Source organism: Pseudomonas sp. 5Ae-yellow (genome assembly GCF_014077575.1).
Taxonomy (GTDB): domain Bacteria; phylum Pseudomonadota; class Gammaproteobacteria; order Pseudomonadales; family Pseudomonadaceae; genus Halopseudomonas; species Halopseudomonas neustonica.
This window is the reverse complement of record NZ_JACGWE010000009.1, coordinates 115,535-135,991: the sequence shown is the minus strand read 5'-3', so window position 1 is coordinate 135,991 and position 20,457 is coordinate 115,535. Positions and strand designations below refer to the sequence as shown.

The following is a 20,457-nucleotide window of genomic DNA, read 5'->3' as shown; positions in this document are numbered from 1 at the left end:
CGTTACTCCTGTGAGCCAAGTACAGCCAGTGCAGCCTGCACATTCTGTGACAGATGCGCCGGGGTGATGGTGCCGATGATGGCGCTGGTAACTGCATCATGGCCGAGTACTAACTCCAGGCCCTTGCGCACGGGATCTTCACCCGCAACGCAGAGATGGCCGCTAGCTAGCGCCTTTTTGATCAGAATGCCCTTGTTGTGTGACAGGGCAAAGTCCAGTACCGGGCGCTCTGCTTGCTCATTCAGGTTGTAGGTGACCATGGCGCAATCACCCAACTCCAGTGCCCGGATACCGCCCTCAATGGTCTTGCCGGACAGACCAAACGCACGGATGAGACCTTGTTGTTTGAGCTGCTGCAGCGTGGGATAGACTTCACCATCCAGAACTTGCAGGTCATTGCCATCGGAGTGCACCAGAACCAGGTCAAGATAGTCCGTACCTAGCCGCTGCAGAGAGCGCTCAACAGAGCGCTTGGTATGCTGCGCGCTGAAGTCAAAGCTGGACTCGCCGTTGCTGAACTCTTCGCCCACTTTAGTGCAGATCAGCCAGTCCGCTCGCTGACCCGCCAGCAGCGGACCGAGGCGCTCCTCGCTGATGCCGTAGGCTGGCGCGGTATCCAGCAAGTTGATGCCCAAGTCCTGTGCTTGTGCCAGCAGGTTGCGTATTTGCTGATCAGAGGGTAGATCGAAATGACTAGGATATTTCACCCCCTGATTCCGGCCAAACTTGACGGTGCCTAACCCTAGCGGTGAGAGACTCATCCCGGTACTGCCCAGGGTGCGGTAATGCTTGTGCAGACTCATGGGAAGCAGATATCCCACACCGGTGCCGATACTTTTGGTTTGGGTAGCTCGCTAGTGACCGCTGCGGGCTTTTCAGGCTTGATCTGTTGCGCTGCAAGCTGTGCGATGACCTGATCTGCAAGGTTCGGCGCCAAGGCAAGCTTCGTCGGCCAGCTGACCAGTGCATTTGCCACGGGCTGCACGAAGGCCGTGTCCGGGCGCACCAGCCCGCTTTGCGCTGGCTCTGCGCGATTGACCGGCAGTGTGGTCCAGCGAGTGCCTTCCAGCGATACCCAAGGCAATAGCTCACGCAGCTCGCGCTTGGCCTTGTTGATCAGGTCATCTGGCGTCTGGCCAGCGCCTTGTTCGGCCAGCTCGCCACCAAGGTACCAACACCATTGCCCGTCTGCACACGGGTGCGTAGTGACGGTCATGCGTGGCTTTGGGCTGCTGCCCAGGCAGTGCGCATACAGCGGTGGTAGGTCTGGACCTTTTACCAGCACCATTTGCAACGGTCTGCGTTGCATCACAGGTTCTGGGTGTTGCCAGTCGTTTAGCAGGCCTTCAGTCCCTTCTCCGGCACTGAGCACATAGCGTTGAGCTTTGATTGTCTGATGCTGCAGACGCACGCCTTCGATACTGCCGTCGCTGGCACGCTGCAGATGCGGCGCGCTATCGGCTATCAGACTGTCACCCGCTAGATCGGCAAGACGCTGAATGGCGGTCGGCACGTCAATGACCAGCTCAGCCAACTGGTAAACCTTGCCTTTGAAGGCTGCGTTGGAAAATACCTTGGGCAGTTGCTTGCCCTTGACCTGCTCGACGCGGCCACGCAGCGCCTTGCTGGCGAAAAAACCGGCAAGGTTGCTGATGAGGCTGCCCGGCGACCAGAGATAATGGTGCTCGGAGAGCACGCGTACGCCCTGCAGATCCAGCTCGCCGGTTCCCTGCAGGCTCGCTCGCCAGCGCTCAGGCATGCCGGCGATTGCTTCGGCTGCGCTGCTGAGTTTTCCATTCAGAGCGTACTTGGTGCCGCCATGGATGATGCCCTGGGATTTAACGCTCTGGCCACCGCCCAACGCGCCCCGTTCAACCAGCAGTGTGCTGTAGCCTAGTTGGCGTAGACGCGCGTTTAGCCATAGCCCGGCGATACCGCCGCCGAGGATGCAAATATCGGTTTCAAGGGTTGTACTCATGAGCTCCCGGTGCTTTAGTCAAGAAGGCTGGCGGGCCGACAAAAGCGCCTGACAATAAATGTTTGGCGGATTCGGCCCGGCGCGGCAAAGCACTAGTATAGACACTGCCGGGCCCGCGGGTCACATCTGCTACTCTATGTCGCGCTTGATCACAGGAAGAAGCCATGACCCGTACCCTTTACAGTATCTTTTTTACCCTTTGCATCCCGCTGATACTGCTGCGTCTGATTTATCGGGCTTGGCGGGCGCCAGCGTACGCCAGACGCTGGTCCGAGCGGTTTGCTTTAGGCGGTGATGTGCGCCAGGGCGGTATATGGGTGCATGCCGTTTCGGTGGGGGAGAGTATTGCGGCGGCACCTATGGTGCGCGAATTGATGCAGCGTCATCCCGATCTGCCTATCACCATTACGTGTATGACGCCGACCGGTTCAGAGCAGATTCGCAAACTCTTTGGTGGGCAGGTGGGGCATGCTTATCTGCCCTATGACTTGCCCTGGCTGCAGCGTCGGTTGTTGCGCAAACTGAAGCCACGCGTCGGTATTATTATGGAAACTGAGTTGTGGCCTAATCTGGTTGCCGAGTGCGAGCGAGCCCAGGTACCCCTGGTGTTGGCCAACGCGCGACTGTCGGAGCGCTCGGCGAGGGGGTATCAGCGGGTTAGCTGGCTGGTAAAACCGATGTTTGCCGCGCTCGACTGGGTTGCCGTCCAGAGCCAGGCAGAGGCATTGCGTTTCTCATCGCTGGGGGTAGATAAGTCGGCGATGATGGTTACGGGTAGCATCAAGTTCGATTTTCGTCCGTCCGCCGCATTGCTGGCTCAGGCACATGCGCTGCGCAAAAACTGGGGCGAGCGTCCTGTCTGGATTGCCGCCAGTACCCATGCAGGGGAAGACGAACAGGTTCTGCGCGCTCACCAAGTGCTTTTGCAGACGTTGCCAGATGCGCTTTTGATACTGGTGCCGCGCCATCCTGAGCGCTTCGACAGCGTTGCTCGCCAGGTTTCGGACGCAGGCCTGTTGCAGGTTCGGCGTAGTCAGGGCGGTTCGCCGGCGCCAACGGATCAGGTATTGCTCGGCGACACCATGGGGGAGCTGGTCATGCTTTATGCCTGTGCCGATGTCGCCTTTGTTGGCGGTTCTCTAGTGCCCAATGGCGGGCATAATTATCTGGAGCCCGCAGCACTGGGTTTGCCGGTATTGTCTGGCCCGCACCGCTTTAATTTCACCGAAATAAATGACCTGCTACAGGGCGCTGGTGCGCTGCAATTGGTTAATGATTCGCAGGGCATCTCAGAAGCCTTGCTGACGTTGCTGCAGGACTCTAAAGCGCGAAAGCAGGCGGGCGATGCGGGTCTGGCTGTGGTTGCGGCAAACCAGGGTGCGCTTGAGCTGTTGCTGCAGGGGATTGAGCAACGACTCTAAACGGCGGCGTTAGAAGTATCCAACAAAAAAGGCGCCCTCATAACGGCGCCTTTTTTGTTGGATACTGTGTTGCTTTAGGTTCAGAAGGTGGAGCCTGTGCTGCTGTTATCAGTTGACCGACTAGGTGTCTGACGCCCCATGGACATCCGCTCGATTTCTTCTTCGGTTGGTTCGGGGATAAAATCGCGGTCGGGATCGTAGTCCGCAATTAGCCACTTCGACAGCTCTTCAAGATCCTGCGGGCTTAGGGTGCCAGCAGATTGCTTGAGGCTCAAATTGTCGATGATGTAGTTGTAACGCGAGGTATTGTAGTCACGCACGGTACGGAACAGATTACGCTGGGACTCCAGTACGTCGACGACGTTGCGGGTACCGACTTCGTATCCTGTCTGCGTCGCGTCCAGTGCGGCCTTGGCAGAGACAATGGCTTGGCGTCGGGCGTCGATTTCATCAACGCTGGAGGTGACGGTACGGTAAAGGTTGCGGGTGCTTTCTACCACGCGGCGTTTCTGGGCCTCGCTCAATTGTTCAGCCTGAGTCAGGCGGTAGGTCGACTCGCGCACCTGCGAGGTGGTCAGGCCACCGGTAAATAACGGCATCGTCAGTTCTACGCCAAAGCTGGTCAGCGCCGTGTCATTCGCCGACTGGCCCGCACGGGCGATTTCAGCGCCGCCATTGGTGTCGTTGTAACGCACGAAGGCATCGACTACCGGTGCATAACCAGCCTTGCTGCTACGCAGACCATCCTCAGCACTATCAATGGCATAACGTGATGCCAGCAGGTTGAGATTCTGTGTCGATGCGGTCTCGACCCATTGCTGCAGGTTTGCAGGTGAGGGCGGCAATACCGGCAGCTCATGGCTGATGCCATACAGGCTGTCGTAGTCCTGGTTGGTCAGCCGCGTCAGTGCCTGATAGCTGACATCGAGATTGGTCTTCGCGGTCAGTCGTGCTGCCCGCGCAGTATCGTATCCTGCCCGCGCTTCGAGTACGTCGGTGCGCGCCGACAGACCTACATCAAAGCGCTCCTGTGCCTGCTGCATTTGCCGCTCGAAGGCATCCTCTTCAGCCTTGGCAGTCGCGAGGTTGTCGGACGCACGTAATACGTTGAAGTAGGCTTGGGAGACTTCCAGTATGAGATTTTGCTGGGTCGCAGAAAACTCTAGTTCTGCCTGCTGACTCAGGGACTTCGCGGACTGATAGTCGAACCAGCGGTTGGCGCGAAACAGGGGCTGCGTCAGGCTGGCCTGATAGTAGTGAGTGTTATATCTATCGCCGCCGACGCCATCGATATCAATATCTTCTCGCGACGCGCCTGCGCCGATACCGATATTGGGTAGTAGCTGAGATCGCGCCTGTGGCAGGGCCTCCTGACGGGCCCTGGTATCAGCCTGTGCGGCGGCCAGATCGGCGCTATTTAGCAGCGCCTCCTGATAGATGGTCATGAGGTCTGTATTGGCGGCAACATGGCCGGATACGCCAGCGAGCAACAAGGCGGCAAACAAGGGGCGCAGCATGCATGAATCCTTCGCATGGTTGGAATTGTCAACCAAGGCTAAAGAGCTGGTGCCCCACGGTCAAGCAATGCATTGGTAGCCTTTGGGAACAAAGTGTTTTTACTGCACTAACTGGCCGACTTGGCGCTTTTTTTAACCTGTTAGATGAGTTTTGGCTGATTCCGAAAATACTGGAGGGTGTGGCTTGAAGGCGTGCTGACAAGCTTCTAGACTGTGGACAAATCTTGACGGGGTGCTGCCGCCATTGTGGCAGCTGAGATGATACCCGTTGAACCTGAACCGGTTAGTACCGGCGTAGGAATCGAGATATGTGCCTACCGTTCTGCCGTTAATGCGGACGGGCGCGCACGCCTTTTCGGTTCCCTGCACATATCAACGCAGTGGAGCATAACCATGAGCAGTAAGCCTTCTGATACCGCTATCGCCACCTCTGGCTCCGATAGCGCGGCCACCCAGCCTTTTCCCAACTCGCGCAAGATTTACGTTCAAGGCTCGCGCCCCGACATCCGCGTACCGATGCGCGAAATCAGCCTGGCTGATACCCAGACTGATAAGGGTGTTGAGCCAAACGCGCCGGTGCTGGTGTATGACACTTCCGGCCCCTACACCGATCCAAGGGTACAGATTGATTTGCGCGCAGGACTGGCGGACGTGCGCGGCGCCTGGATTGATGCCCGCGGCGACACCGAAGTGCTACCAAGTCTGAGTTCCGAGTTCGGCAGTGCCCGTCTGTCCAATCCAGCATTGGATCACATGCGTTTTGCCCATGTGCGCACCCCGCGCCGCGCGCTGGCAGGACGCAACGTTAGCCAGATGCACTATGCGCGCAAGGGTATTATCACACCCGAGATGGAATACATCGCCATCCGCGAGAATATGAAGTTGGCGCAGGCTCGTGCCGATGGTCTGCTGGCCGATCAGCATCCAGGCCACGGGTTTGGTGCCGCCGTGCCCAAGGAGATAACGCCCGAGTTTGTGCGCGATGAGGTGGCGCGTGGACGCGCCATTATTCCTGCCAATATCAACCACACTGAACTGGAGCCGATGATCATCGGCCGTAATTTTCTGGTGAAGATCAACGGTAATATCGGCAACTCGGCACTAGGCTCCTCCATCGAAGAAGAGGTGGAGAAGATGACCTGGGGTATTCGCTGGGGCTCGGATACGGTGATGGATTTGTCCACGGGTAAAAATATTCACGAGACCCGTGAGTGGATCATCCGCAACTCCCCGGTGCCCATCGGTACGGTCCCCATCTATCAGGCGCTGGAGAAAGTAGATGGAATCGCCGAGAACCTGACGTGGGAAATTTTTCGCGATACCTTGATTGAGCAAGCCGAGCAAGGCGTGGACTACTTCACCATTCATGCTGGAGTGCTGCTGCGTTATGTGCCGATGACGGCTAAAAGGGTGACCGGAATAGTGTCGCGTGGCGGCTCCATTATGGCCAAATGGTGCCTGGCACATCATCAGGAAAACTTCCTTTATACCCACTTCGACGATATCTGCGAGATCATGAAGGCCTATGATGTGTCCTTTTCGCTGGGTGATGGCCTGCGTCCCGGTTCGATCGCCGACGCCAACGATGCAGCGCAATTCGGTGAGCTGGAAACCCTTGGTGAGTTGACCAAAATCGCCTGGAAGCATGACGTGCAATGCATGATCGAAGGTCCAGGGCATGTGCCTATGCAGCTCATCAAGGAAAATATGGACAAGCAACTGGAGTGCTGCGATGAAGCACCTTTTTATACGCTGGGGCCGCTGACCACCGACATCGCTCCCGGTTACGACCATATTACGTCCGGTATTGGCGCGGCGATGATCGGCTGGTTTGGTTGCGCGATGCTCTGTTATGTCACGCCCAAAGAGCATTTGGGGCTACCCAATCGGGATGACGTAAAGACCGGCATCATTACCTATAAAATCGCTGCACACGCAGCCGACTTGGCTAAAGGGCATCCGGGGGCGCAGATTCGTGACAACGCCTTGAGCAAGGCACGCTTCGAATTCCGCTGGGACGATCAGTTTAACCTCGGCCTTGATCCCGATACCGCACGTGCCTTTCATGATGAAACGCTGCCCAAGGACTCGGCTAAGGTGGCGCACTTTTGCTCCATGTGTGGCCCTAAGTTCTGCTCCATGAAAATCACCCAGGAAGTACGCGACTACGCGGCGGCGCAGCGCATTGAAGCAGTTGACCTAGCGGTTGAAGAGGGCATGCAGGCAAAGTCGCAGGAGTTCCGCTCAACCGGTTCACAGCTTTACCAGAAAGTCTGATGCCTTCGCTGCCCAACTAAAAGCGGGCGGCGAAAGCTTGCCGTTACCCCCGCAGGTATGCGAGTTTAGAGGCTTGTTTGCAGGTCAGGGCGGTCTTTGCCCGGCCGACAGCGACAAGATTTCTTTTGTTTACGCATGTTGTGTGTCGGCCAGGCGCTGACCACAACCCTTGGGGGCAACGTGACCGACTTTACCCGTGCCGATGTCGAAGTGCTGGATCGGCAGACCGGTTTCAAGGGCTTTTATCGGCTAGATGTGCTGACCCTGCGCCATCGTTTGTTTAATGGTGGCTGGGGCCCTTCGCTGCGGCGCGAGCTATTTGTGCGCCACGACGCCGTTTGTGTGCTGCCCTATGACCCATGGCTGGATCAGTTGGTACTGATTGAGCAGGTACGGGTGGGCGCTATCGACAAGAGCGAACGACCCTGGATGCTGGAACTGGTTGCTGGCCTTATTGACAAGGATGAAGCGCCCGAACAGGTAGCGCATCGTGAAGCTGAAGAAGAAGCTGGCCTTGCGCTGCTCGATTTGACCCCTATCTGCCGCTATTTCCCTTCCCCCGGGGGGAGCGATGAGCAGGTACACCTTTATCTAGCGAGAGTCGACAGCCGCGGTGCAGGTGGGATTCATGGTCTGGAGGAGGAAGGCGAAGATATTCGCGTTAGTCTCTGGTCACGATCCGACGCCATGCAGGCGCTTGCGGACGGCAGGATCGACAATGCCGCTACTATTATCGCCTTGCAATGGCTGGAGATGAATCTTGCACAGGTACGTGACAACCTGGGGCCTCGTCCATGAACGCCCTGCGCAAACCCCGCTACCGTGTTGACCTGATTGGCTTACAGGCTTTGTGTGAGACCAATTACTGGCGATTGCTCAAGTTAATGCCAGCGATGGCTGAGCAGGATGATCATCGCATCGCGCTTGATGCCGGGGACGGTAGTCAGCAAGCACTTCATATGCGGGTGTTGGAACGCTGTCGTTACACCACAACACTGCTGTTGTCACATGAGCGGCAGCACGATTGGGTAACCCCCCCGAGTATGGAGGTACGTCTGTATCACGATGCGGGGATGGCCGAAGTGGTAGCTGCCTACAACAGCCGTCGTTTTCGAGGGGTCTATCCTTATCCGAATGAACAGATGCTGCAACCCGATGAAAAATATCAGTTAAATCAGTTTCTCGGCGAGTGGTTGGGTTATTGCCAGCGACATGGACAAAGTGCGCAGTCGTTCACTTTTGTGCATTGAGGGGTAGCCAAGTGCTGGAATCTCTGCGCGGCAGACTGCATGATTGAAACTGGGAAGAAAATCAGGAGTAGTGCTTCCATGTCGTTAGCGGAATTGGCGGGAACGGATTATGTCTGCATAGTTCAGTTGACCGACAGCCATCTTTTCGCGGCAGACAGCGACGATCTGCTGGGCCTTGATACGCTTGATAGTTTGAACTCTGTGGTTGATCTCGTGCTGTCGGAGATTGCCCGTATGGATCTGGTCCTGGCTACCGGCGATATAGCCCAAGATGCCAGTGAGCTCGCCTATCGGCGTTTTATCGAGGCCAGCTTGCAGCTGCCTGCGCCATGTCACTGGATACCGGGCAACCACGATGACGCCGCCATGATGCAGCGTCTGGGTGCTGCCTCCGGTATGAGCCAGGATTGGGTAGATATCGGCAGCTGGCGTATCGTGCTGCTGGACTCGAGTGTGTCCGGATCGGTTGCCGGATACCTGGCTGATAGCCAGTTGCAGCGCTTTGATGATGCCTTGGCAACCGCCGGCGATCGTCATCTGCTGGTCTGTCTGCATCACCATCCGGTCGACATCGGCTGTAGCTGGATGCAGCCTATTGGTTTGCGCAATGCGGACACTTTTTTTGCTCGTCTAGCGGGCCAGTCAGCGGTCAAAGCGGTGCTCTGGGGGCATGTACATCAAGCATTCGATGGGGAGCGTAGTGGAGTGCGGCTGATGGCTACGCCCTCTACCTGTGTGCAGTTTGCTACCGATAGCGAGGATTTTGCCACTGATACCCTGGCGCCCGGTTACCGCTGGCTTCGCTTGTACGATGATGGTCGAATCGAAACCGAGGTGTCACGACTGCCTCCCGGCAGCTATCTTCCCGATCCTGGCGCGACCGGTTACTGAGTTTATTGAACTCCGCACCACGACCGGGTTTTCGCTGGTACCCCCCTTCCATCTGCTGCCTGTTTTGGCCCCTGTTTGCATCAATGGACCGGGCCATTGGCAGTGGTGGTGCCAGACGGATACTATGTGTCGCAGATTCCCTGTTTCGCACGGCATTCAGCGCGGCTGGAGCACTACCGGCAGCCCATGAATAATAAGGAAAACCGCTCAGATCATGTCTCAATCGACCTACAACGCTGATGCGCTGGAAGTACTCAGCGGCCTGGACCCGGTACGTCGTCGTCCCGGTATGTACACCGACACCACTCGCCCGAACCATCTTGCCCAAGAGGTAATTGATAACAGTGTCGATGAGGCTCTGGCCGGGCATGCCCGTACCATTACCGTCGTTTTGCATCCGGACAATGCGCTCGAGGTCAGCGACGATGGTCGGGGTATGCCAGTGGATATTCACCCGGAAGAGGGTGTGTCGGGGGTCGAACTCATCTTTACCCGTTTGCATGCGGGGGGTAAGTTCTCGAACAAAAATTATCAGTTCTCCGGTGGCTTGCACGGGGTCGGTATTTCGGTCGTTAACGCGCTCTCGCTGCGGGTCGATGTGCGCGTCAAGCGTGATGGCCAGGAATACGCCATGGCGTTTGAAAGCGGCGAAAAAGTGCAAGAGCTGGAGGTGGTTGGCACCGTAGGCAAACGCAACACGGGAACCACTGTCAAATTCTGGCCCGACGCGAGCTATTTCGACTCAGCCAAGTTCAGCATCGCTCGACTCAAGCATCTGTTGAAGGCGAAAGCAGTACTCTGTCCTGGCTTGAAGGTTGAGTTTGAAGACCGCCAGAATGGTGAAAGCAACAGCTGGTATTACGAAGATGGTCTGCGTGATTACCTGATAGATTCCTGTGCCGAATGGCCAAAACTACCAGATGAGCCCTTTACCGGTAGCCTTTCGTCGAGCAAGGAGGCAGTCGATTGGGCTGTTTTCTGGCTGCCGGAAGGCGGCGAACTGGTGCAGGAAAGCTACGTTAACCTGATCCCAACAGCGCAAGGCGGCACTCACGTCAACGGTCTGCGCGCCGGCCTGTTGGAGGCTATTCGCGAGTTCTGCGAGTTTCGCAATCTGCTGCCACGCGGCGTCAAGCTGGCTCCTGAGGATATTTGGGAACGGGTCAGCTATGTCTTGTCGCTGAAAATGGCCGAAGCGCAGTTTTCCGGGCAGACGAAAGAGCGCCTGTCCTCGCGTGAGTCGGCTGCGTTTGTCTCGGGTGTGGTCAAGGATGCCTTCAGCCTTTGGCTCAATCAGCATGCTGATATCGGCTTGCAACTGGCTGAACTGGCGATTAGTCACGCTGGTCGTCGTCTCAAGGCCGGCAAGAAAATTGAGCGCAAGCGTATTACTCAGGGGCCTGCGTTGCCGGGTAAGCTGGCTGATTGTGTGGGGCAGGATACGCGCCGTTCAGAGCTGTTTCTGGTAGAGGGTGACTCCGCAGGGGGTAGCGCCAAGCAGGCGCGCAACAAAGAATTTCAAGCCATCATGCCGTTGCGCGGCAAAATCCTTAACACCTGGGAAGTGGAATCGAGCGAGGTTCTGGGCTCGCAGGAGGTTCACGATATTGCCGTGGCCATTGGTGTCGATCCGGGTGTTGGCAGTCTTGAGCAGCTGCGCTATGGCAAGATTTGTATCCTCGCTGATGCCGACTCGGACGGTTTGCACATTGCGACGCTGCTGTGCGCCTTGTTTGTACGTCACTTCCGCCCACTGGTAGAGGCTGGTCACGTTTTTGTCGCCATGCCGCCCTTGTATCGCGTGGATATCGGCAAAGACATTTATTACGCGCTGGATGATGCGGAAAAACAGGGCATCCTTGATCGTATAGAAGCCGAGGGTAAGCGTGGCAAGATTCAGGTCACTCGCTTCAAGGGTCTCGGTGAGATGAACCCGCTGCAGTTACGTGAAACAACCATGGCACCGGATACCCGCCGTCTGGTGCAACTGACCGTGGACGATACGCAGGACACGGAGCAACTGATGGATATGCTGCTGGCGAAAAAGCGGTCTGGTGACCGCAAAATATGGCTGGAAAGCAAGGGTAACCTGGCCGAGGTGCTGCTTTGAGCCAGTTTGTCAGACAGCTTGCGCTGGCCTCTTTGTTGTTTGTTGCGCTACCCGTCAATGCCTTTGAAAGAGCGCCTGAGCTGGCTCTGGTGCAGGCGCTGCCGGTTGATGGCATGGAGCGCGGTAATCTTTCGGCGCTGCAGTATTGTGGTAGTCAGTTGTTGGCGTTGTCAGACCGTGAAGATCAAACTCTGTTTGTATTGCAGACCATTGGTGCTAGCTGGCAAGCCAGCGCTGAACACTTTGAATTACCCAAGGACTCGCCCAGCATGTTGCCTGTGCAGCTGCTGGCTGGCGCCTGGCTGCGGGGATTGAGCGGTCGCGCGCTGGATTTTGAAGGCCTGGCTTGCGATGCGCAGGCCAATCGTTATCTGGTTAGTGAAAGTCAGTTGGGTGTGCTGAAGCTGCCGCCAGCAGGCGAAACCGCGGTCAAAGGCCAGTGGCTGGATCTTGACCCTGCGGTCTACAGCGAGGGAGAGAGCCGAGGCTTATGGCAACAGGTCAATGCCCTGGCTGAGGGCGTGGCTATTGACGCCGAAGCGGAAACACTCTGGTTGGCAGCAGAGCGCCAAGGGCGCGGTTTGCTGAAGTTGCAACGTCAGGATGACCAATGGCGCTGCCCACTGGCGGGCTGTGTTCTGCTGGCTGAGCGTCGATTCCTGCCTACAGACACTTTTGCGCCGGGCGTGTTGAATAAAGAAGTGTTGCCCGCCGACTTCTCTGATCTGGTGTTATGGCAGGGTAAGTTATGGACACTGGAGCGCAATGCGCATCAGGTCTGTCGGCGTAGTTCGGTTTCGGGCAAGCGCGAGCGTTGCTGGTCTTTTGCTCAGACGGTATTGGCGGAACCTTACTTCTACCCTGACGCCCCCTTTGGCTTGGCCGAAGCACTATTGATCAATGAAGACGGCATCATGATTGGTCTGGATAACAACGATCGCGTGCGACCGGATGGTGATAGCCGACCGTGGATTTTTCAATTTGAACTACCGAGCGACTGGCAGGAGGAAACCAAACGTGACTGACGCCCCGCCCCCCAGTCAACGTCGGTTAGGCACAGGTATGTTGATACTCGCCTGGGCAGCCGGTTTGTTGCTGGCTGCCTACTGGTTTAGCGGGGTAGAGGAGCGTCAGCAAAATCCCAATCAAAAGCCTGACTCGGTTCACTTGGATAATGCCGTGGAGGTGCTGCTTGAGCCAAATCGCCAAGGGCATTTTCTGGTCGATGGCCAGATCAACCAGCATGGCGTGACCTTTTTGGTTGATACCGGCGCTTCCTTTGTGGCGGTCCCGGCTGAACTTGCCGAGCAGATGGGGCTAAAGCAAGGGCGGAGATTTATGGTAGAAACCGCTAATGGTACTGCGCCGGGTTTTAGCACCCGGCTAGACAGGCTGCGCATTGGTGACATCGTGCTGCACGACGTGGAAGCGGGGATCGTGCCGGGTATGGGTGGCGAAGAGGTGTTGCTGGGCATGAGTGCGCTGCGGCAATTGGATTTCAGCTCGCGCGGCGGTGAATTGCTGCTGCGACAGTATCAGTGAACAAGTAGTGCGGCGGCCGGCATCAGCACGGCAAGCCATAACGGAGATTGTGTATGAGTGATGGCCTGGATCTGAGTCTCGAGGGAGTAGAGCGTCGTACGCTGGCGTCTTTTACTGAAGAGGCTTATCTCAACTACTCCATGTACGTCATCATGGATCGAGCGCTGCCGCATATTGGTGATGGTCTCAAGCCGGTGCAGCGCCGCATTATCTATGCGATGAGTGAGCTGGGCCTCTCGGCCACCTCAAAGCACAAAAAGTCGGCGCGTACCGTCGGTGACGTTCTCGGTAAGTATCATCCGCACGGTGATTCGGCCTGCTACGAAGCTATGGTATTGATGGCGCAGCCTTTTTCCTACCGTTACCCACTGGTCGACGGGCAGGGTAACTGGGGTGCACCAGATGATCCTAAATCCTTTGCCGCCATGCGTTATACCGAGGCGCGACTGGCGCGCTACAGTGAAACGCTGCTGACCGAGCTGGGGCAGGGCACGGTCGACTGGCAGCCTAACTTTGACGGCACTATGGATGAACCCATGGTGCTACCGGCCCGCTTGCCGAACCTGCTGCTCAACGGCACCACGGGTATCGCTGTGGGTATGGCGACCGATGTGCCGCCGCATAACCTGCGTGAAGTGGCGGCCGCCTGTGTTCGTTTGTTGGATGACCCGGGCGCGGGGCTGGACGAGATTCTGGAGCATATCCAGGGGCCGGATTTCCCAACCGAAGCGGAGATCATTACGCCGCGCAACGAGCTGCTGAAAATCTATGCCACAGGTCGGGGGTCGGTGCGCACTCGCGCTGTCTGGAACCGCGAAGATGGCGAGATAGTGATCACTGCGCTGCCGCATCAGGTGTCCGGTGCCAAGGTGTTGGAGCAAATTGCTGGCCAGATGCAGAATAAAAAGCTACCCATGGTGGCTGATCTGCGTGACGAATCCGATCACGAGAACCCAACCCGCATTGTTATAGTGCCGCGCTCAAACCGGATCGATTTGGACGAGTTGATGCAGCACCTGTTTGCGACTACGGATCTGGAGCACAGTTATCGCGTCAATATGAACGTGATAGGCACCGATGGCAGACCAGCGGTGAAGGATCTGTGGACCATGCTCACAGAGTGGCTGGGCTTTCGCGTTGCCACTGTGCGCCGTCGCCTGCAATACCGACTGGACAAGATACTGGCTCGTTTGCATCTGTTGGAAGGTTTGTTGGTTGCCTTCCTTAATCTGGATGAAGTTATCCATATCATTCGCACCGAAGAGCAGCCTAAAGCTGAGCTGATTGCACGCTTTGAGCTCAGCGATCTGCAAGCCGATTACATTCTTGATACCCGCCTGCGTCAATTGGCGCGGCTGGAAGAGATGAAGATTCGCGGTGAACAGGATGCATTAGCCGCCGAGCGTGATGGTCTGGAGAAAATTCTGGGCAGCGAGCGTTTGTTGCGTAACAAGGTTCGTGATGAGTTGATTGCCGATGCCGAAACCTACGGTGATGACCGTCGCTCACCCTTGGTTGAGCGCAAGGAAGCACGCGCCTTGTCGGAAACCGAGTTGGTGCCCTCTGAGCCCGTCACTGTTGTACTGTCGGAAAAAGGCTGGGTACGCTGTGCCAAAGGGCATGACGTCGATGGCGCCGGTTTGAGCTACAAGGCTGGCGACGCCTTCCTTGACCAGGCTAGCGGCCGCACTAATCAGCAGGCGGTATTTATTGACAGTAGTGGCCGCAGTTATTCGTTGCCAGCGCACACCCTGCCTTCTGCCAGAGGGCAGGGCGAACCGCTGACCGGGCGTTTTAATCCACCGTCAGGTGCCAGCTTTGAAACCGTCTTGATGCCTGAGGATGATGCTTTGTACTTGCTGGCGTCGGATGCAGGTTATGGTTTTGTTGCTCAGGGCTCTGATTTGCTGGCCAAAAACAAGAACGGCAAAGCGCTGCTTAGTGTGCCTGAGGGTGGGCGGGTACTAAGACCTCAGCGGGTGCAAGATCTGAAGAGTTGCCAGTTGGCAGCGGTGTCCAATGAGGGTCGCTTGCTGGTATTCAGCCTGTCTGAACTGCCTCAGCTGTCCAAGGGCAAGGGTAACAAGATTTTGTCATTACCATCGGCGCGGGTTAAGTCGCGTGAAGAGTTTGTTGCCGGCTTGGCCGTACTTCCGCCGGGCGCTTGCCTGGTGTTGACGGCTGGCAAGCGCACCTTGACCCTCAAGTCGTCAGATCTTGAGCACTATTGCGGTGAGCGCGGACGTCGTGGCAACAAGTTGCCACGCGGATTCCAGAAGGTTGATGCTGTCGCGGTTGAACGCTCCAATGTTGCTCCTGAGTCGCCAGTTGCTGGCGACTAGGTTGCACTGACTCTAGGCCATCATGTGCAGGAGCCTGGCGCTGAGTCAGGCTAGGCTCCTCAGCCCTGGCGTTGGTTGTAGAGCTTGTTCAATTGGCTCTCTACCATCGATTGATAGGGTTCGAGCAGGCGCTCAATGCAGTAAATACCATTCTGGCTGGCCAGGCGGCGTGCTACAGCGCTATCAGCCAGGGTGCCTGCGCCTGCCAGCTCAGCGTCTACCAGCAGAAGATTACGGCTGTGCTGCAGTTGATCCAGCGTACGCTGACAGAGTTCATGTTCGCTCAATGCTTCGTCACTGATGTTATCGAGTCCGGGGGCGTGGCACAGCGCGAGCTGAAGGTGAAGAGCAATGCCGGTATCGGCAATCTCAATCTGCAGATCATGCCCGAGCACGCGCAACAGCTCTCCACAGCAAAGACCGTGATTCAGCTCATCGCGAGTATCCTCAGCGCCAGGGCTGAACATCAACACGCTGGTGCCGTCGAACAAGGTATGTTGTTGACCACCATAGAGTTGCGCGGCACGTTGCACGTGCTCACGATACCGATCGAGTAGCGTCAGTAACCGTTCACGAGGTAGTCGGCGCAGTGCTTCCTGATTGCCCAGTCGTACCGCTAGCATCGCGTGGCGTGGTAGCGGGGTATCCGCAGCATCTTCATCTTCTACTTGAGGATTGGCGTTGTCGTCCAGCTCTTCGTCGTTGTCGGCTGGCTCGTGTTCTGAATCAATAGCTGTGTCTGTTGGTGGCGTTTCAGTCAACGAGGCTTCGCTATGGATTGTTTCTTCAGGCGCTGCTGCGTCTGCAACCTCGCCGGTTTCAACGACCACGGGGGCTTTTTGAACCTCGTCGACGGCGGGTGCGGCGGCTATTTCTGTGACCACCGGTATTTCCGGCTCTGGCTCTGGCTCTGGATAAAGCCCACGTTGTTGCGTCAGGGTGCGGGCAAAGTCACCCAGCTCATCATGACGGGCGCTCGCTGGTGCAGGATAACTGGGGCTTCTGTCCCACTGGGCGATAGCGATCAGGTCCCGTCTCAGCCGCGTTGTCCATAACCAGACTGTGAAGCCAGCGACCAGCGAAACAGCGAGTAAGCTCCAGATTATATGCAGCATCAGGTTGGTCGCCGGCTGACGGAATGGTTGTGCAGCCAACATCAACTGAATCTGGCCTGCCACCTGTTCTTGTTGCAGAACAGCTGACATGTAGCGCCCCTGACCGGGAGCGCGGTTGCGGGTGGCCGGCTTGTTACCCGCTTCAGCGATAATTCGATTATCTGTCGAATAAAGGCTTACATGAGCGATTAAGGGGTTCTGGTTCCACTCAGCGAGCAAAATGTTCAGGCTCAGGTTGTCACCCGCGGCCAGCGGTTCAGCCGCGGTTGACGCGATCTGACGAGCCAGTGCTGCACCTACGCGATCTGCCTGGGTACCAATATCACGCTGGAGCTGGTTGTTGCCAAACCAGAGTGTCAGCAGCAATATTCCAAGCAGCGGTATTAGTACCAGTAGTGGCACCGCGTAGCGGAATTTACTGCAGCTTTGCCTGATTTGTGTATAGCTGCGCAGAAATAGATTGTCTTGGGGCGGGCTTGAGCGGCTCAAAATAGGACTCGGAATTGGCTTGGGGTGGGCAAGAACTGGCCGCTGGCGGCTTGAACCGCGAGTATAGCCATTACCACGGCATGGAAAAAGGGTTCATCTGTGAGGTCGTTGCCAATTCCGGTTAGAATACGGTTTTTAGCTTGGCGTAAGAGGTTACCTTGAAGGAAATAGTCCTGATCAATATTACCGGCCCGGATCGTCCGGGTCTGACGGCGGCTATTACCGGCCTGCTGGCGAAGGCCGAGGTCAACATCCTGGATATTGGCCAAGCCGTTATTCATGATACGCTTTCCTTTGGAATCCTGGTCGAGATGACGGGCGAAGAAGGGTTGTCAGACGTGCTGAAGGATGTGCTTTTTCGTGGCTATGAACTGGATCAGCAGGTGCGGTTTACCCCGGTCAGCGCGGAAGAGTACGGGCGCTGGGTGACCGGGCAGGGCAAGCCCAGACACATAGTTACGCTGCTGGCACGCCGCGTTACGGCAGAACATATCGCCAGAGTCAGCGAAATTACCGCACGCTATGATTTGAACATAGATCATATTGATCGTCTGTCAGGCCGAATTCCTGAAGGCTTACCTGCCGACCAGGGTAAGGGATGTATCGAATTTTCGGTGCGCGGCGAGCCAGCTGATCCTGCTGCGCTGCGTGCCGAGTTCCTCGCTATTGCACAAGAGTTGAGCGTCGATATCGCTTTCCAGCAGGATAGTATCTTTCGGCGTAATCGCCGCCTGGTCGTTTTTGACATGGACTCAACCCTGATTGACGCAGAGGTCATTGACGAGTTGGCCAAGGCCGCCGGTGTTGGTGATGCCGTAGCAGAGATCACTGAACGGGCTATGCGCGGTGAATTGGATTTTAAAGCGAGCTTTCGTGAGCGCATGGCGTTATTGAAAGGCTTGCCTATCTCGACCTTGCAGCAGGTAGGCGAGTCTTTGCGGCTGACCGAAGGTGCAGAGACCTTGATCGCACAGTTACGCCGGCTGGGTTATAAAACCGCTATTTTGTCCGGTGGATTTACTTATTTTGCTGAGCAGTTACAGCAGCGGCTGGGCATTGATTATGTCTATGCCAATGCGCTGCCTGTGGTCGATGGCCTGGTTACTGGTGAAGTGCAGGAGCCTATTGTCGACGGCCAGCGCAAGGCAGAGTTACTGCGCCAACTGGCTCAGCAGGAAGGTATCAGTCTTGAGCAAACGATTGCCGTTGGCGACGGTGCCAATGATCTGCCGATGCTGTCAATCGCCGGGCTTGGAGTCGCGTTTCGCGCCAAGCCTTTGGTCAAACAATCCGCCAAGCAGGCTATATCGACCCTGGGGTTGGATGGCATTTTATACTTGTTGGGCTTTCGTGACCGTGAAGGTGGTTAACGTGGGAGCTCGATTGCAAAAACGCCCGGATTAATCCGGGCGTTTTCGTTCTATTGCGAGGGCTGCTTGTTGCTGCTCTATTCGGCAGAAAAGTCGTAACTCATGCTGTCGCTCGGCGGTTGCAAATAGTGGCCCTGAATATAGTTGACCCCTGCTTGCCACAACGTTGGCATCATGGCCGCACTGTCGACGTAGGGTACGATAGTCAGTTTGCCCTGCGCGTGCAGCGTTGAGACCATGTTTTTCAAGGCTTCTACTGCCGCAGGATCGGATAGATCTCGGGCGAAAGACCCGTCTATCTTTATGTAGTCGGCGTGCACATGTTTAAGCGAGGCGTACGGGTGCAGTGCACCGCCAAAGTGGCTGAGTGATACCTTGCAGTGCAGTGCGCGCAATGCTTCGGTATGCACCTTGGCCTGCTTCAGGTAGGTATTCACGTCAGCTTCGTTGAACTGGAAGATAATACTGTCCGGTGGTAGCCGAGCCTCTTTCAGTTTGCCGGCAATCCACTCGACCATTTCCGGATTTTGCAGGCTAGCGCCACTGAGGTTGATCAATAGGTGAGTACTGGCCCCCTTGCTGCGATGACTGCTGAGCAGGCGGGTGGCCTGAGTCACTACCCAACGGTCTATTTCTTCCGCCAACCCCGCTTCCTGCGCGGCAGGCAGAAAGTCTGCTGCCGGCACTTCTTCGCCTTCATGATTTAACAGGCGCAGAAAAGTCTCATAGTTCTCCGCGTCATCCCCGCGCAGGCTGATCACCGGCTGGAATAGCAGCCGGAAGCCATTGGTCTCAAGAGTGTGCTTTATCAGCGCAATCAGATTGCCGCGATTTGCCTGGTGCGCAAGCTCTTCCAGTGGGTTAAATATCTTGACGGCGTTGCCGCCCGCGGTATTGAGCTGATCTGCAAGGCGGTGCGCTCGGTTTATCGCCTCATCCGGATCGGCGCTGGTCTCACTGATGGCGGAGACACCGATACTGAGCGTAATTTGTACGGTACGCCCGCCTGCTTCAAACAGATTCGCCTCGACCTTGCGCCGCAGACTTTCCAGGGATTCCAATGCTGCTTCTGGCTCAATGCCGTTGATGAGCACAGTGCAGGCATCATCACTGAAACGCGCAATCAACGTGCCTTCAGGGAAGTGTTCAAGCAGCAGCTGAGCAATATCGGTTAGCACCAGGTCCGCACCACCAAGCCCGATGTCAGACTGCAGGCTATTGAAGTCATCAATGCTGATATAAGCCAGGCTGCTTGGCTGGCCCAGCCGCACTGCGTTATCCCGCACGGCTTCAAGTTGATCTTGAAAATAGGAGCGGTTAAACAGACCGGTAACCAGGTCTCTACTGGCCATGACCTTGAGCTTTTCTTCAAACTCGGCGCTGGCGGTTTCTGCTCGGATAACGACCTGAGTACAGGGCTCGCTATCGTAGCTCGCGGGAGAAAAGCTGAGGGAGATCGGGAACTGTTTTCCGCTGCTGTCCAAGCCCTTGAGACGCATCTCATTCTCGCCGCCTTGTTGTATATAGCTACGTAGAAAATCTTTGAAACGGCCTTGGTCCTCGCTGGCTATCAAGCCAACCATGGGTTCTGCCGCCAGATCATCCGGATCTTCATAGCCAAATAGCTGGATATACGAGCGGTTGGCGTAGATATGCATGCCTTCATGTACATAGGCAATGGCATCAACTGAACTATCGAGCAGCAGCTGGCAACGCTTTTCAGCCTCACGCAGGCTTTGCTCGGCGATGCGTCTTTGTCTGCGGGCGGCCAGGTTGGCAAGCTCGCGGCTGACTATGAGCGTCAGCAGTGCATCACTGTCGTCACTGAGTGCGTCCTGCATACCGGCCCTCAGTGCCTCGACGCGCAGCTCTGTACTGGGTGATGGTGCGAGCAGAATAAAAGGTATATCGCGAGCCTGACGAGCAATTAAGCTTGCCGCCTCATGTGCTGTCATGAAGCTGGTTTCGGGTCTGGCCAGGCAGAGATCCCAGGTTTGTTGCAGCGACTCCTGCAAGTCTTCTACTGAGGTGATGCGGTGAGCTCGGGTCGCGTGTCCGGCGTTACGTAACAGGCTTACCAGACGCTCTGCGTTGTTCTGCGAGTCATCCAGAATAAGAAGTTTAATGGCTTGGTTTTCTTTGCCCATAGTAGTCC

The 20,457-nt window shown here is 56.5% G+C and carries 15 protein-coding genes and 1 riboswitch; of the genes, 10 read left to right on the top strand and 5 right to left on the bottom strand.

Translation table 11 applies throughout. The annotated features are described in order from the left end of the window. Window positions 1-2: 2 nt before the first annotated feature. Both H4J77_RS08270 and H4J77_RS08265 read right to left on the bottom strand, forming a co-directional pair. On the bottom strand, window positions 3-803 hold the full coding sequence (locus H4J77_RS08270) for an aldo/keto reductase (RefSeq protein ID WP_123887619.1): 801 nt from the start codon (window positions 801-803) through the stop codon (window positions 3-5). Beyond that, window positions 800-1,978, bottom strand: coding sequence for an FAD-binding oxidoreductase (locus H4J77_RS08265; RefSeq protein ID WP_123887620.1), 1,179 nt, complete (start codon window positions 1,976-1,978; stop codon window positions 800-802). The genes H4J77_RS08270 and H4J77_RS08265 overlap by 4 nt, the downstream gene beginning before the upstream one ends. Window positions 1,979-2,142: 164 nt before the next feature. On the opposite strand from H4J77_RS08265, the gene waaA reads away from it, so the two are divergent. Next, window positions 2,143-3,399, top strand: a complete 1,257-nt coding sequence (gene waaA, locus H4J77_RS08260) for a lipid IV(A) 3-deoxy-D-manno-octulosonic acid transferase (RefSeq protein WP_123887621.1) — start codon at window positions 2,143-2,145, stop codon at window positions 3,397-3,399. Between the two features lie 80 nt (window positions 3,400-3,479). Here the strand turns inward: waaA and H4J77_RS08255 are convergent, their stop codons facing one another. After that, entirely contained in the window at window positions 3,480-4,916 is a 1,437-nt protein-coding gene (locus H4J77_RS08255; protein WP_123887622.1) for a TolC family outer membrane protein, read from the bottom strand. Window positions 4,917-5,134: 218 nt separating this feature from the next. Continuing rightward, a riboswitch (TPP riboswitch) is annotated at window positions 5,135-5,234 on the top strand. Between the two features lie 75 nt (window positions 5,235-5,309). On the opposite strand from H4J77_RS08255, the gene thiC reads away from it, so the two are divergent. The 8 genes from thiC to parC all read left to right on the top strand — a co-directional run bounded on the left by thiC (window position 5,310) and on the right by parC (window position 15,328). Further along, complete coding sequence (gene thiC / locus H4J77_RS08250; protein WP_123887623.1) at window positions 5,310-7,193, top strand: phosphomethylpyrimidine synthase ThiC; 1,884 nt, start codon at window positions 5,310-5,312, stop codon at window positions 7,191-7,193. A gap of 180 nt (window positions 7,194-7,373) precedes the next feature. Beyond that, window positions 7,374-7,991, top strand: a complete 618-nt coding sequence (locus H4J77_RS08245; protein WP_372237833.1) for an NUDIX domain-containing protein — start codon at window positions 7,374-7,376, stop codon at window positions 7,989-7,991. Beyond that, window positions 7,988-8,443: a DUF1249 domain-containing protein gene (locus tag H4J77_RS08240; protein WP_123887625.1), complete on the top strand. Its 456-nt coding sequence runs from the start codon at window positions 7,988-7,990 to the stop codon at window positions 8,441-8,443. Before H4J77_RS08245 ends, H4J77_RS08240 begins: the two co-directional genes overlap by 4 nt. 78 nt (window positions 8,444-8,521) lie before the next feature. After that, complete coding sequence (gene cpdA, locus H4J77_RS08235; RefSeq protein WP_123887626.1) at window positions 8,522-9,334, top strand: 3',5'-cyclic-AMP phosphodiesterase; 813 nt, start codon at window positions 8,522-8,524, stop codon at window positions 9,332-9,334. 214 nt (window positions 9,335-9,548) lie between these two features. Beyond that, window positions 9,549-11,444: a DNA topoisomerase IV subunit B gene (parE, locus tag H4J77_RS08230; RefSeq protein ID WP_123887627.1), complete on the top strand. Its 1,896-nt coding sequence runs from the start codon at window positions 9,549-9,551 to the stop codon at window positions 11,442-11,444. After that, on the top strand, window positions 11,441-12,469 hold the full coding sequence (locus H4J77_RS08225; protein ID WP_123887628.1) for an esterase-like activity of phytase family protein: 1,029 nt from the start codon (window positions 11,441-11,443) through the stop codon (window positions 12,467-12,469). The genes parE and H4J77_RS08225 overlap by 4 nt, the downstream gene beginning before the upstream one ends. 37 nt (window positions 12,470-12,506) lie before the next feature. Then, window positions 12,507-12,986: a TIGR02281 family clan AA aspartic protease gene (locus tag H4J77_RS08220; RefSeq protein ID WP_123887975.1), complete on the top strand. Its 480-nt coding sequence runs from the start codon at window positions 12,507-12,509 to the stop codon at window positions 12,984-12,986. Window positions 12,987-13,039: 53 nt separating this feature from the next. Further along, a complete protein-coding gene (gene parC, locus H4J77_RS08215) occupies window positions 13,040-15,328 on the top strand; it encodes a DNA topoisomerase IV subunit A (protein ID WP_123887629.1) in 2,289 nt (762 codons plus the stop codon). 59 nt (window positions 15,329-15,387) lie between these two features. Here the strand turns inward: parC and H4J77_RS08210 are convergent, their stop codons facing one another. Beyond that, window positions 15,388-16,932, bottom strand: coding sequence for a hypothetical protein (locus tag H4J77_RS08210; RefSeq protein WP_123887630.1), 1,545 nt, complete (start codon window positions 16,930-16,932; stop codon window positions 15,388-15,390). A gap of 158 nt (window positions 16,933-17,090) precedes the next feature. Here H4J77_RS08210 and serB point away from each other — a divergent pair, with 158 nt between their 5' ends. Next, window positions 17,091-18,302, top strand: coding sequence for a phosphoserine phosphatase SerB (serB, locus tag H4J77_RS08205; protein WP_123887631.1), 1,212 nt, complete (start codon window positions 17,091-17,093; stop codon window positions 18,300-18,302). Window positions 18,303-18,379: 77 nt separating this feature from the next. Here serB and H4J77_RS08200 read toward each other — a convergent pair whose 3' ends face one another. After that, window positions 18,380-20,449 carry an EAL domain-containing protein gene (locus H4J77_RS08200; protein WP_123887632.1) on the bottom strand — a complete coding sequence of 690 codons (2,070 nt, stop codon included), beginning with the start codon at window positions 20,447-20,449 and terminating at the stop codon, window positions 18,380-18,382. Window positions 20,450-20,457: the final 8 nt, after the last annotated feature.

Coding starts and splice junctions, on each gene's coding strand:
- thiC (WP_123887623.1), top strand. CDS start 5,310: ATGAGCAGTAAGCCTTCTGATACCGCTATCGCCACCTCTGGCTCCGAT.
- parC (WP_123887629.1), top strand. CDS start 13,040: ATGAGTGATGGCCTGGATCTGAGTCTCGAGGGAGTAGAGCGTCGTACG.
- parE (WP_123887627.1), top strand. CDS start 9,549: ATGTCTCAATCGACCTACAACGCTGATGCGCTGGAAGTACTCAGCGGC.
- H4J77_RS08255 (WP_123887622.1), bottom strand. CDS start 4,916: ATGCTGCGCCCCTTGTTTGCCGCCTTGTTGCTCGCTGGCGTATCCGGC.
- H4J77_RS08240 (WP_123887625.1), top strand. CDS start 7,988: ATGAACGCCCTGCGCAAACCCCGCTACCGTGTTGACCTGATTGGCTTA.
- H4J77_RS08265 (WP_123887620.1), bottom strand. CDS start 1,978: ATGAGTACAACCCTTGAAACCGATATTTGCATCCTCGGCGGCGGTATC.
- H4J77_RS08220 (WP_123887975.1), top strand. CDS start 12,507: ATGTTGATACTCGCCTGGGCAGCCGGTTTGTTGCTGGCTGCCTACTGG.
- cpdA (WP_123887626.1), top strand. CDS start 8,522: ATGTCGTTAGCGGAATTGGCGGGAACGGATTATGTCTGCATAGTTCAG.
- waaA (WP_123887621.1), top strand. CDS start 2,143: ATGACCCGTACCCTTTACAGTATCTTTTTTACCCTTTGCATCCCGCTG.
- H4J77_RS08200 (WP_123887632.1), bottom strand. CDS start 20,449: ATGGGCAAAGAAAACCAAGCCATTAAACTTCTTATTCTGGATGACTCG.
- H4J77_RS08270 (WP_123887619.1), bottom strand. CDS start 803: ATGAGTCTGCACAAGCATTACCGCACCCTGGGCAGTACCGGGATGAGT.